The 12,496-nt window shown below is 63.7% G+C and carries 13 protein-coding genes; 9 read left to right on the top strand and 4 right to left on the bottom strand.

Annotated features, from left to right (window positions below; genetic code table 11):
- Position 1 precedes the first annotated feature (1 nt).
- The 9 genes from ACWA13_RS10700 to ACWA13_RS10660 all read left to right on the top strand — a co-directional run bounded on the left by ACWA13_RS10700 (position 2) and on the right by ACWA13_RS10660 (position 8,614).
- On the top strand, positions 2–709 hold the full coding sequence (locus ACWA13_RS10700; protein ID WP_463933939.1) for a ribonuclease HII: 708 nt from the start codon (positions 2–4) through the stop codon (positions 707–709).
- A 37-nt stretch (positions 710–746) separates the two neighbouring features.
- Positions 747–1,073 (top strand): DUF2469 domain-containing protein, encoded by a 327-nt coding sequence (locus tag ACWA13_RS10695; protein WP_463933937.1) that lies wholly within the window; start codon positions 747–749, stop codon positions 1,071–1,073.
- Positions 1,074–1,196: 123 nt separating this feature from the next.
- On the top strand, positions 1,197–1,553 hold the full coding sequence (locus ACWA13_RS10690; protein ID WP_463933936.1) for a YraN family protein: 357 nt from the start codon (positions 1,197–1,199) through the stop codon (positions 1,551–1,553).
- Entirely contained in the window at positions 1,553–3,097 is a 1,545-nt protein-coding gene (locus tag ACWA13_RS10685) for a YifB family Mg chelatase-like AAA ATPase (protein WP_463933934.1), read from the top strand. Before ACWA13_RS10690 ends, ACWA13_RS10685 begins: the two co-directional genes overlap by 1 nt.
- A 9-nt stretch (positions 3,098–3,106) precedes the next feature.
- On the top strand, positions 3,107–4,291 hold the full coding sequence (gene dprA, locus ACWA13_RS10680; RefSeq protein WP_463933932.1) for a DNA-processing protein DprA: 1,185 nt from the start codon (positions 3,107–3,109) through the stop codon (positions 4,289–4,291).
- 193 nt (positions 4,292–4,484) lie between these two features.
- Entirely contained in the window at positions 4,485–6,050 is a 1,566-nt protein-coding gene (locus ACWA13_RS10675) for an NCS1 family nucleobase:cation symporter-1 (RefSeq protein WP_463933930.1), read from the top strand.
- A gap of 48 nt (positions 6,051–6,098) precedes the next feature.
- Positions 6,099–6,848: an aspartate/glutamate racemase family protein gene (locus ACWA13_RS10670; RefSeq protein ID WP_463933928.1), complete on the top strand. Its 750-nt coding sequence runs from the start codon at positions 6,099–6,101 to the stop codon at positions 6,846–6,848.
- Positions 6,849–6,903: 55 nt separating this feature from the next.
- On the top strand, positions 6,904–7,842 hold the full coding sequence (locus ACWA13_RS10665; protein ID WP_463933926.1) for a tyrosine recombinase XerC: 939 nt from the start codon (positions 6,904–6,906) through the stop codon (positions 7,840–7,842).
- Positions 7,843–8,110: 268 nt separating this feature from the next.
- Positions 8,111–8,614 (top strand): DUF3145 domain-containing protein, encoded by a 504-nt coding sequence (locus ACWA13_RS10660; protein WP_463933925.1) that lies wholly within the window; start codon positions 8,111–8,113, stop codon positions 8,612–8,614.
- A gap of 102 nt (positions 8,615–8,716) precedes the next feature.
- Here ACWA13_RS10660 and ACWA13_RS10655 read toward each other — a convergent pair whose 3' ends face one another.
- From ACWA13_RS10655 to ACWA13_RS10640, 4 genes are all read right to left on the bottom strand, one after another.
- Positions 8,717–9,952: a beta-ketoacyl-[acyl-carrier-protein] synthase family protein gene (locus ACWA13_RS10655; RefSeq protein WP_463933923.1), complete on the bottom strand. Its 1,236-nt coding sequence runs from the start codon at positions 9,950–9,952 to the stop codon at positions 8,717–8,719.
- A gap of 153 nt (positions 9,953–10,105) precedes the next feature.
- Positions 10,106–10,351: an acyl carrier protein gene (locus ACWA13_RS10650; protein WP_330189560.1), complete on the bottom strand. Its 246-nt coding sequence runs from the start codon at positions 10,349–10,351 to the stop codon at positions 10,106–10,108.
- A 76-nt stretch (positions 10,352–10,427) separates the two neighbouring features.
- Positions 10,428–11,489 (bottom strand): beta-ketoacyl-ACP synthase III, encoded by a 1,062-nt coding sequence (locus tag ACWA13_RS10645; protein ID WP_463933921.1) that lies wholly within the window; start codon positions 11,487–11,489, stop codon positions 10,428–10,430.
- Positions 11,486–12,415, bottom strand: a complete 930-nt coding sequence (locus tag ACWA13_RS10640) for an ACP S-malonyltransferase (protein WP_463933920.1) — start codon at positions 12,413–12,415, stop codon at positions 11,486–11,488. The genes ACWA13_RS10645 and ACWA13_RS10640 overlap by 4 nt, the downstream gene beginning before the upstream one ends.
- Positions 12,416–12,496 lie beyond the last annotated feature (81 nt).

The following is a 12,496-nucleotide window of genomic DNA, read 5'->3' as shown; positions in this document are numbered from 1 at the left end:
CGTGTCCGTTGCACCAACCCTCAGGCATGAAAAGTCTTTCCGGGCGGGCGGAGCCCGGTACCTTGCCGGCGTCGACGAAGTAGGACGCGGAGCACTGGCGGGGCCTGTGAGCGTCGGCATCGCCGTCGTGGACCTGCAGCGGCAGAAACTGCTGAAAGAAGTCAGGGACAGCAAGCTTCTTAAGCCCGCGGACCGTGAACGGCTGGCGCCGGTTGTCCGGAAATGGAGTGTCGCGTCGGCCGTGGGCCATGCGTCCTCGGCGGAGATTGACAGCATCGGCATCATTGCTGCCCTGCGGCTCGCCGGCACCCGAGCCTGGCGGGAGATCATCGAATCGGGTGTAGTCCCTGACGTAGTCCTCCTCGACGGCAGTCACAACTGGTTGTCGCCGGCGGCGCAGGCTTCCTTGTTTGACGAGGCAGCCGGCCTGGTGGCAGAGGACGCCGGCTGTGAGGCTCCCGTGCATACCAAGGTCAAAGCGGACATGCAGTGCCTGAGCGTCGCGGCCGCCAGCGTTATCGCGAAGGTTGAGCGGGACGCCATGATGGTGGACCTGCACACCGAGTATCCGGACTACGGCTGGGACCTTAACAAGGGCTACGCCACGACCGGTCACCGGGACGTTCTGCGCGCTGCCGGTCCCACCCCGCACCACCGCGTCAGCTGGCGCCTTCTCGGGGAGGACCCGTTGCTGGAGTCGGTCGTTTGATGCAGCGCCAACAAGGCAGATGGGGCAAGATGGAAGCATGAGTGCCGAGGATCTTGAGAACTACGAAACCGACATGGAGCTCCAGCTCTACCGCGAGTACCGCGACGTTGCTGGCCTGTTCAGCTATGTGGTTGAGACCGAGCGGCGCTTCTACCTGGCGAACCATGTTGATCTGCAGGCGCGCAGTGCGGACGGCGAAGTCTATTTTGATCTCACCCTGCAGGATGCCTGGGTCTGGGATGTGTACCGTTCAGCGAGGTTCGTGAAGAACGTGCGGGTCCTGACGTTCAAGGACGTCAATGTCGAGGAACTGCCCCGCAACGAGGAACTGACCATGCCAAAGGACTCCGACCTGGGCAACTGACCCTCCGGTAGGCCCACCTTCACCCTTCCTCCACACGCCCGCGTACGGGACTGTTACCCACATAGCGCAAGTTGGCGCTGTTGCTCCTTCCTCCCGCCCATCAGGCTGATGGTGGAGGTGGTTATGAGAGCCAAAGACGTATTGGGCCGGCGGGGCGAGCAACTCGCCGCCGGCTATTTGGAAGCCCTTGGCATGCTGGTGGTGGAACGCAACTGGCGGTGCCGTGAGGGCGAAATAGACATTGTGGCCCTGGACGGGGATGCGCTGGTCATCGCGGAGGTCAAAACGCGGCGAAGCCTGGACTACGGCCATCCTTTTGAAGCGGTGGGCAGGGCCAAGCTTGCCAGGCTGCAACGGCTTGCGGCGGCATGGTGCCGGGACAAGGAACTCCGGATGCCGTTGCGGCGGATCGACGTTCTGGCTGTCCTGGACGACGGCATCAGCGAACCCCAGGTGGAACATCTCAAGGGGGTCGGCTGATGGCCCTGGGAAGAACCTATTCCGTCGCGTTGGTGGGGCTGAACGGTTACATCGTTGAGGTCGAGGCGGACATCGGCCAGACCTTGCCAAGCTTCCTGATCCTGGGGCTTCCTGACGCCAGCTTGAATGAGGCACGGGAGCGAATACGTTCGGCCGCCAAGAACTCCGGAATCCCCCTGAGCAGGCGCAAGATTACCGCTAATCTCATCCCGGCGTCCCTGCCTAAGAGCGGCTCTGGATTCGACCTGGCCATCACCATGTCCGTGCTCCGCGCTGCCAATGACATCCGGGCTACCGAGCGGACAGTTTTCATCGCCGAACTTGGACTGGACGGCAGGTTACGTCCGGTCCGGGGGATCCTTCCGGCGGTCATGGCAGCCGTTCAGGCCGGGTATCCGGATATTGTGGTCGCCCATGTCAACGCGGCGGAGGCAGCGCTGGTTCCCGGAGCCAACGTCCGCGGTTACCGGACCCTGGCCCGGCTGGTCTTCGACTTCGGGGCGGATCCCCAGGAACTGGCCCTGGACTTCGATCCTGAGGATTCCGAAGAGCCGGACCAAGACGCCGGCCCCGATTTGCCGGAACCGGACATGCGGGACGTTTCGGGGCAGGGCGAGGCCAGGCGGGCCCTGGAAGTTGCGGCGGCCGGTGCCCACCACGTGCTCCTGACCGGTCCGCCGGGTGCCGGTAAAACCATGCTGGCTGAACGGCTTCCAGGGCTGCTGCCTGAGCTGGACGACGCCGCGGCCATGGAAGTGACCGCAATCCACTCTTTGTGTGGTCTGCCTTCCGCTTCCCGTCAGCTGCTGCGGCGTCCGCCCTTCGAAAGCCCGCACCACACGGCCACCTCGGCAGCCATCATCGGCGGCGGGTCCGGGCTGCCCAGACCCGGTGCCGCGTCCCGGGCACACCGCGGCGTCCTGTTCCTGGACGAGGCGCCGGAATATGAGCGGAGGGTACTGGATGCGCTGAGGCAGCCCTTGGAGAGCGGCGAACTGGTGATCCACCGCTCCGCAGGCACTGCCGCTTACCCGGCGCGCTTCCAGCTGGTGCTGGCGGCCAATCCATGCCCCTGCGGCAAGGCCTCAGGGAAAGGGCTGGACTGCACCTGCACACCCATGATGCGGAGACGCTATGCGGCCCGGATGTCAGGGCCGCTTCTGGACCGTGTGGACATTCAACTGCAGGTAGAGCGGGTTTCGCTGGCAGATTTCGGCCAGGCAGGAAAGGAGGAGGACACGTCGGCAATCGCCGCACGTGTCAGGGAAGCCCGGCAGATTCAACGGGAACGGCTGCTGCCGTTCGGGCTGGAAAGCAATTCACAGGTTCCGGGCCGGGTGTTGCGGGGACAGTTGCGGCTGGCGCCTGCGGTAACCCGGATCCTCGATCAGTCCCTGGAACGCGGCGTCCTTACCGCCCGTGGATACGACCGCGTACTGCGGTTGGCATGGACACTTGCGGACCTGAGCGGACGGGCCCGACCAGACATCAATGATATCGGCCAGGCGCTGAACCTGCGCCAGGCCTCGGCCGCGGCCGCTTGAGAGGAACCCATGAATAACGAACGCCGCTCCCGGGCCGCCCTGGCCCGGCTTATGGAACCGCAGGATGCCGCAGGCCTCGCCCTGATCCAACTGGCAGGAGCTGTTGATGCGCTCAGAATCGCCTCTGGGGACATCGCCCCTGGTCCCGGGCTTGAACGGGACATTTCAGAGGTCCTTGCCGAGGCCGGAGGCAGTGGCAAGTGGCCTGGCCTGACGGAGGCATTCCGACGCTGGAGACCACGCGTCCCGGACCTGGCACCGGAACGGGACCTTGCCACTATGGCCCGCATTGGCGGCCGGCTGATTATTCCCGGAGACGAACTGTGGCCTGCCCAGCTGGCAGACCTTGGCCTGCATCAACCTGTCTGTCTTTGGTGGCGGGGCGTGGAGCAGCCTCTCCCGGTGGCTGGGAGATCCATCGCTTTGGTGGGATCGAGGGACAGTACCAGCTACGGGGCCGCGGTGACCGGTGACCTGGCTTATTCACTGGCCCAGCGTGGTTTCACGGTGGTCTCGGGCGGTGCTTACGGGATCGATGCCCACGCCCATCGGGCAGCGCTTGCGGGAGGCTCGGAGGCAATGCCCACAATCGCTGTGATGGCCGGGGGAGTGGACCGCTTCTACCCGGCAGGTAATGAGGACCTGCTGCGTGCCGTGGCCAATCAGGGTGCCGTGCTGGCGGAAGTCCCTCCGGGGTCAGCGCCGACGCGCTACAGGTTCCTTCAGCGCAACAGGTTAATCGCGGCGTTGTCCGCCGTAACGGTGGTGGTCGAGGCGAGATGGCGTTCAGGTGCCCTGAATACCGCTCATCACGCAGAAGCCCTGGGCCGTGCGGTGGGGGCAGTGCCCGGCTCCGTGCACAGCGCCAACTCGGCAGGCTGCCACCGTCTCCTGCGTGAAGGTGGGGCGGTGTGCGTCACGGATGCAGGCGAAATTGCGGAGCTCGCATCACCTGCCGGTGATGCCCTCCCGGACGAGAGGAAAGGGAAGCCGGCAGAACACGATGGGCTTACCCTGGAGGACCTCATTCTGCTCGATGCCCTGCCACTGCGAACCACCAGCTCCGTGGAGAAGCTGTCCACTGTGGCCGGGCTGGGACCCGAAACAGTTCGGGCAGGACTGGGAAGGCTGGGCTTGTTGGGACTCGCCGCATCAGAACGCGGCGGTTGGAAGAGGCTCAAGACGGCGGGATAGCGAAATTGTAAGGCCGATTTGTCCCTCCCGGGCAAAGCTTTATGACTGCCACACGGCCGGAAGCCTTGACCGGAGGGTGATGTCGGTCATACGCTGATTTCACTATTCAAGAACTTGATTCCGCAATGTGGAATAACAGAACGGATTGTTTAGATCCAGACTCACCACTGCGGATCCCACGAACTGGAGATCCATGCATACGACACCCACAGTCGGCATCGAACCCGTTGACCCTACGCCGTTGTCCGGTCAGCCGGTTCACCCCGCCACAGGCATTGACGGGCTTTGCGCGGCAGCCAGCGCCGCCTCAGGCCAGACGATCAGCCCCACCCTCTATAACATCGACCTCGCACCCACCAAACGGGAAGGCCGCCGCTGGTCCGGCTACAGCATCTTCACCCTCTGGGCCAATGACGTCCACAGCCTCGGCAATTATGCTTTCGCCGTGGGGCTTTTCGCCCTTGGCCTGGGCGCCTGGCAGATTCTCCTCGCACTCGGCATTGGAGCAGCGTTGCTCTTTGGCCTCCTGAACCTCTCCGGGTTCATGGGGGTGAAGACCGGAGTCCCGTTCCCGGTCATGAGCCGGATCTCCTTTGGCATCCGCGGCGCCCAGATCGCCAGCCTGCTTCGCGGTGCCGTGGCGATTGCGTGGTTCGGCATCCAGACCTATCTCGCATCAGTGGTCTTTCGCGTAATGCTCATTGCAATGATGCCGTCATTAAGCGCCTTTGATACCAACTCGATCCTGGGGCTGTCTTCGCTGGGATGGGTCTCCTTCGGGATTCTCTGGATCGTCCAGTTGGTGATCGTAAGTTTCGGCATGGAGATGATCCGCAAATACGAGGCCTTTGCCGGTCCCGTCATCCTTGTCACTATGGCAGCCGTAGCCATCTGGATCTTCACCGAGGCGGGAGGTGCCATTGCCTGGTCCTCGGACAACGCCCTTGAAGGACCGGAAATGTGGCTCACCATATTTGCAGGCGGCGCCCTTTGGGTCTCCATTTACGGCACCTTCGTCCTGAACTTTTGCGACTTCACCCGCTCGGCTGTGTCCAAGAAGGCTGTAGTTCGCGGCAACTTCTGGGGTATCCCCATTAACATGCTGGTCTTCGGCGCCATCGTTGTCGTGATGGCAGGTGGCCAGTTCAAGATCAATGGCGCCATCATCGAAAGCCCGTCGGACATCGTCCAGACCATTCCGAACACACTCCTGCTAGTCCTGGCCTGCCTGGCACTGCTGATCCTGACCATCGCCGTCAACCTCATGGCCAACTTCGTCGCCCCGGTCTATGCCCTGACCAACCTGTTCCCCAAGCGCCTCAATTTCCGCCGCGCCGCAGCGGTCAGCGCGCTGATCGGCCTGGTCATCCTTCCGTGGAACCTCTACAACAATCCGCTGGTCATCCTCTACTTCCTTGGCGGACTGGGTGCCCTGCTCGGCCCGCTCTTCGGTGTGGTCATGGCAGACTACTGGCTCATCCGCCGAGGCAAGGTCAACGTCCCGGAGCTTTATACGGCGTCGCCCGGTGGGGTCTACTTCTACAAAAACGGCGTCAATCCAAAGGCCATCATTGCCATGGTGCCCGCAGCCACGGTGGCGCTGGCGATCGCCTTTGTGCCGGCGCTGGGGGCCGCAGCACCGTTCGCGTGGTTCTTCGCAGCCGGGATTGCCGCTGTTGTCTACTACTTCATCTCGGACCGCAAACAGCAGCTAGAGGACGTCGACGGCGAAGCCATCGCCGTCGCCAGCAACCACTAGCTCCCGTTCGGACCCGGCTCCGGACAGCCACCACCTAAGGAATATTCAGTGCGCATACTTGTTGCCAACGTCAACACCACCCAGTCCATGACGGATTCGATTGCGGGCCAGGCCCGCAGCATAGCCGCACCCGGGACCCAGATCATCGGAGTGACGCCCAGGTTCGGCGCCGACTCATGTGAAGGGAACTTTGAGAGCTATCTGGCTGCGATCGCCGTGATGGATGCCGTGGTCAACTACCCGGAACCGTTTGATGCCGTCATACAGGCCGGCTATGGCGAGCACGGCAGGGAGGGCCTGCAGGAACTCCTGGACGTGCCCGTCGTGGACATCACGGAGGCCGCGGCCAGCACCGCAATGTTCCTCGGGCATAAGTACTCTGTGGTGACCACGCTTGACCGTGCCGTTCCTTTGATCGAGGACCGACTGAAGCTGGCAGGCCTGGATGCGCGCTGCGCGTCAGTGCGTGCAAGCGGCATGGCTGTATTGGAACTTGAAGAAGAGCCCGAGCGGGCCGTGGAAGCCATCATTGAACAGGCGCTGCTGGCTGTCAGTGAGGACAAGGCAGAGGTTATCGTGTTGGGCTGTGGTGGCATGGCCGGCCTCGACGAACAGATTCGGCAACGCGCCGGGGTTCCCGTGGTAGACGGTGTCGCGGCCGCAGTCACGATCGCGGAGTCGCTCGTCCGAATGCGCCTGTCGACATCCAAAGTCCGCACTTACGCCACCCCGCGGCCCAAAACCGTCATCGGCTGGCCCATCACCCGCGCTGATGCCGCTGTCCCCACGGCGGGGTAAAGGTACTTCACGAACTCACCGTGCTTGAATAGACGGGGAGATTGAGGGAGGGAACGTGGACTCACGCCGTGGGCCATCGGCTTTGCCGGCCGCGCTGCAGGAGGCGCTCGCGGGATTCTCCCGGTACCTCACTGCAGAGCGTGCCCGTTCGCAGCATACTGTCCGTGCCTACGAGGCGGATGTCCGCAGTCTCCTGGAATACGCGGCTGCTGACGGGGTAGTCGCTGTTTCGGGGATAGGGCTGGCCACCTTGCGCCGCTGGCTTGGGGCGCAGAGCGAATCAGGGATGTCACGTGCCACCCTCGCCCGGAGGGCTGCCACAGTGCGTTCTTTTGCCGCCTGGGCCGTCAGGGAGGAACTGGTGGAAGAGAACCCGGCGCTCCGGCTCAAGGCACCCAAACGCGAGAAATCCCTGCCGGGCGTGCTCCAGCAGCAGCAGGTCAAGAGAATGCTGGGCGCCCTTGACTACGATGCCCGGGAAGGCGAGCCAATTGCACTGCGGAACAAGGCCATGGTGGAGTTGCTGTATGCCACCGGTCTACGCGTGGGGGAACTGGTGGGGATCGACGTTGACGATCTGGATCCGGACCGCCGCACCGTCAGGGTACTGGGCAAGGGCAACAAGGAACGGACGGTTCCGTACGGCGTCCCCGCCGCGCTCGCCGTGGATGACTGGCTCCGGCGTGGCCGGCCTCTGTTGGCCAAGCCTGCGAGCGGTCCTGCGGCTTTCCTCGGAATCCGGGGCGGGCGTGTGGACCAGCGACAGGTGCGATCGATGGTACAGGGCGCACTTGAACAGCTGGGGGATACGTCGGCAACGGGACCGCACGCGCTGCGCCATTCGGCCGCGACGCATCTGCTGGACGGCGGGGCGGACTTGCGGGCCGTGCAGGAAATCCTTGGCCACAGCAGTCTCGCCACAACGCAGATCTACACACACGTCTCGGTCGAACGTCTTCGCCAGAGCTATCAGCAGGCGCACCCGCGGGCCTGATCCAGGTTACGGCGGTGGCGCTTACCGGAATCGCCAGGAGTGCAACGTGGAATGTACCGGTGGTCACGCTGGCGGAATCACGGGTCATGCGGCACAATGAAAGGCAAGTACGGGCAGCTTTCGGCTTGCGCTTGAACTTTAAAAGCCGGGCAGGGCCTGAAGGCCGCCGTCAAAATCGAATAGTCCGGGAGGAACATACCGGCAAATCGCTCGCAATCCATCCGAGCACAGGTCGTTGGGGAAGACGTACCTAGCTATGGAGGATGGAATGTCTGTTGTAATGACCCGCGGTTTGTTGTTCGTACACTCGGCACCAACTGCTTTGTGCCCTCACATTGAGTGGGCCATCGGATCGGTCGTGGATAAGCGCACCGATCTTGAGTGGACCCCTCAGCCTGCTGCGCCTGGAATGTTCAGGGCTGAGCTGTCCTGGACCGGACCCCAGGGTACCGGTTCGCAAATAGCGTCTGCCCTCCGGGGTTGGGCGCACCTTCGCTATGAGGTCACGGAGGATCCGAGCCAGGGAGTGGACGGCAGCCGCTGGTCTCACACCCCTGAGCTGGGGATCTTCCACGCCACGACCGACGTCCATGGCAACATCATGGTCTCTGAAGACCGCATACGCTACGCCTACGAATCAGGTGCCGGCGACCCTTCGGCCGTCTACCACGAACTCTCCCTCGCCCTGGGCGAAGCGTGGGACGAAGAATTGGAGCCGTTCCGGCACGCAGCCGAGGGCGCACCGGTGCGCTGGCTGCACCAGGTCGGCTAGGCCGCCCACACCATCCTTCACAACAGCTGAGGGGCCCTGCAGACTGCAGGGCCCCTCAGCTGTTGACGGATAGAAAGCTAAAAGGCAGTGTAACCAGCGGTCTTAGACGCTGCGGACAGCGATGACGGCGTTGTGTCCGCCGAAGCCGAAGGAGTTGCTCAATGCCACGATGTTCCCGTCCGGAAGGTCTCTCACGGAGGTGACGACATCCAGCGGGATCTCCGGATCCTGGTTTTCCAGGTTGATCGTGACCGGTGTCTTGCGTTCGTACACGGCAAGTACGGTCAGGACTGCCTCGACGGCACCGGACGCCCCGAGCAAGTGACCCATCTGCGACTTCGTGGCGGAAACGGCGACGTGGTCCAGCTGCGAACCGAGAGCTGCTTTCAGCGCCGTGTATTCGGGCTTGTCACCAACGGGCGTGGAGGTGGCATGGGCATTGACGTGCACCACGTCGCCGGGCTGGATGCGGCCGTCGAACATGGCAGCTTTCAACGCCCGCGTGGCGCCCAGGCCCTCCGGGTCAGGGGCGGTGATGTGGTAAGCGTCAGCGGTTACGGATGTACCGGCGAGTTCGCCATAAATCCGGGCGCCGCGGGCCAGGGCGTGTTCCTCGGCCTCAAGGACCAGGGCTCCGGCACCTTCACCCATGACAAAGCCGTCACGGTCGATGTCGTAGGGGCGTGATGCACGCTCGGGTTCATCGTTGCGGCGGGACAGCGCCTGCATAGAGGAGAACGCGGCCAGCGGCATCGGGTGGATCGCGGCTTCGGCGCCACCGCACATCACGACGTCGGCCTTGCCTGAACGGATCATTTCGAGTCCGAGATGAAGTGCTTCGGTTCCCGAGGCGCAGGCGGAGACTGGCGTGTGGGCGCCGGCGCGGGCGCCGAGGTCGAGGCTGACGGCCGCTGCAACACCGTTGGGCATCAGCATCGGCACGGTCATGGGGAGGACACGGCGCGGGCCCTTTTCCTTCAGGGTGTCCCAGGCGTCCAGCAGGGTCCAGACCCCGCCGATGCCGGTGGCGAATGCCACGGCCAGGCGGTCCGGATCAATTTCGGTGATGCCTGAATCGGCCCAGGCCTCACGGGAGGCGATGACGCCGAACTGGGTGGACGGGTCCATCCGCTTGGCTTCGACACGCCCCAGGACGTCCAGGGCCGGGGTGCTGCAGCGGGCGGCGAAGTGAACAGGCAGCTCGAACTTGGCAACCCAGTCGTCTTCGAGGGTGCGTGCGCCGGAGACCCCCTTCAGTGAGTTGGCCCACATGGTGGGGACGTCGCCGCCGATGGGCGTTGTGGCACCCAGACCGGTTATGACTACTTTGCGTGTCATGGGATCACTCTCTGTCGGTGGGCAGTCCGGGCGTGGATCCTGCCGGTGCGGCGGTCCGGAAATCCGAATCTGCGGAAATATCCATATGATGCAACGGCCGGCCAGGAAGCTTTGCTCCGCCGGCCGGCCGTGTGGCCCTGGGGCCGGGTGCTGCTAGGCCTGAGCGCCGGAGATGAAGCTCACGGCGTCGCCAACGGTCTTGAGGTTCTTGACCTCTTCGTCCGGGATGCGAACGCCGAACTTCTCTTCGGCGTTGACTACGATCGTCATCATCGAGATGGAGTCGATGTCCAGGTCCTCGGTGAAGGACTTGTCCAGCTCGACTGCCTCGGGGGAGAGGCCCGTCTCCTCGTTGACGATTTCAGCCAGGCCGGCCAGGATTTCTTCGTTGCTAGCCATGTAAGGCTCCTTTTCTTGTTATTGCCGGCAGCGCCGGAAATGGATCAACCCGCGGTCGCGGTTTGGTGTGCGGATGTTACGGAAGGACGACTACTTGAGCGCCAAAGACCAGACCGGCGCCAAAGCCAATCTGAAGCGCAAGCCCGCCGCTAAGCGAGGGGTTCTCCTGGAGGAGCCTGTGGGTGGCCAGCGGAATGGAAGCTGCTGACGTGTTGCCGGCATCAGCGATATCGCGTCCAACCGCAACGTGCTCAGGCAGCTGCAGCTTTTTGACCATCTCATCGATGATGCGCATGTTCGCCTGGTGCGGGATGAAGGCTACGAGGTCTTCGGCTTTGATACCTGCAGCGTCCAGGGCCTGCTGCGCTACCTTGGCCATCTCCCACACCGCCCAGCGGAACACAGTCTGACCATCCTGCCGCAGTGTGGGGTACAGCTCCTGTGCCTCTTCCAACAGGGCGAGGTCACCGGTGGAATCGGACTGGCGGGCGGCCAGGCCGAGGTCCCGGACATCCAGCATGGATCGCGTCATGCCGATTGCATCCCATTTGCTGCCGTCCGAACCCCACACGGACGGCGCGATGCCGGGTGTTTCGGACGGGCCGATCACCACGGCTCCGGCACCGTCGCCCAGGAGGAAGGAGATGGTCCGTTCCCGGTTGTCGATGACATCGGTGAGCTTTTCCGCGCCAACCACCAGTACATACTTGGCGGCACCGGAGCGCACCAGAGCGTCACCCTGGGCAATTCCGTAGCAGTAGCCGGCACATGCAGCGGAGATGTCGAAGGCCGGTGCCGGCGTGGCGCCGATGCGGTCGGCCAGGGCTGCAGCTGCGGAGGGAGTCGCGTAGGGGTGCGTGACGGTGGCGACGATGACGGCACCTACCTCCGATCCGTCAATGCCGGCCTGCGCCATGGCGTCGCGGGCGGCGCCTTCGGCCATATCGATGACGCTGACGTCGGCGGCTGCGCGGTGACGGGTCACGATGCCGGTGCGTTGCCGGATCCATTCATCCGAAGAATCAATCCACTGGCAGACGTCTTCGTTGGTGACGATGACATCCGGGCGGTACGCTCCCAGACCGACGATGCGGGAGTGCTGGTTGACGGGGGACTGGTTCAATGTGGGAACGCTCATGCGTTTCCCTCCAATTCTGCAAAGAGTGCCAGGGCGGCAGAGAGATCGTCGGGAGTTTTGACGGCGACGGTCTTGACGCCGGGCATGCCGCGCTTGGCGAGGCCGGCAAGTGTCCCTGCCGGGGACAGCTCGATCAGGCCGGTCACACCGCGCCGGACCATGGTTTCCATGCAAAGATCCCAACGGACCGGCCGCGATACCTGGGCAATCAGGCTGTCGACGGCGGCACCTCCGTCGGTTACTTCGCCGCCGTCGTAGTTTGAAAGCAGGGGGACAGCCGGTGCCTGCGGTGACAGCCTGGGCTTTAGGGCTTCCAGCGCGCTGACTGCCGGGGACATATGGCTGGTGTGGAAAGCGCCGGCGACCTTGAGTGGAATAACCCGGGCCCTGGCCGGCGGGTTTTCCGCGAGGGCTTTGAGCTGATCGAACGTTCCGGCGGCGACGGTCTGGCCCGCACCGTTGACGTTGGCGGGCGTGGCGCCGGATGCTTCAATCGCGGCAAGCACCTCAGCAGGGTCACCGCCAACAACCGCACTCATTCCGGTGGGCGTGACGGCTGCCGCGGCGGCCATGCTGTTGGCGCGTTCGCGGACGAACGTCATGGCCTCGTCTTCGGTGAGTACGCCGGCCAGGGCAGATGCGGTGATCTCGCCGACTGAATGGCCTGCGAGGATGACCGGGAGGGTGCCAAGTTCGACGTCGAACAGCTGCTTGGCTGCGATCAGGCCCGCGGCAACAATAAGCGGCTGGGCGACCGCGGTGTCCTTGATGGTCTCCTCGTCAGAGGTGGTGCCATGAGCAGCCAGGTCGATGCCTGCGATCTCGCTGAGGGAGGCCAGCTGGCCTGCTACCGAGGGCAGCTCCAGCCAGGGGGCCAGGAAGCCGGGGGTTTGTGAGCCCTGTCCAGGGCAGACGATTGCAAGCACGTATCCAGCTTTCCAAATATTGGCAAGATAAACGGTGTTTGCATGCACCAAGCTCGCCGGGTCGGTTTGTAGGAAGTCTAC

This window comes from Pseudarthrobacter sp. TRD_SC_9 (assembly GCF_055361265.1).
The sequence above is the reverse complement of the archived record's forward strand: the minus strand, read 5'-3'. Positions and strand labels throughout refer to the sequence as shown.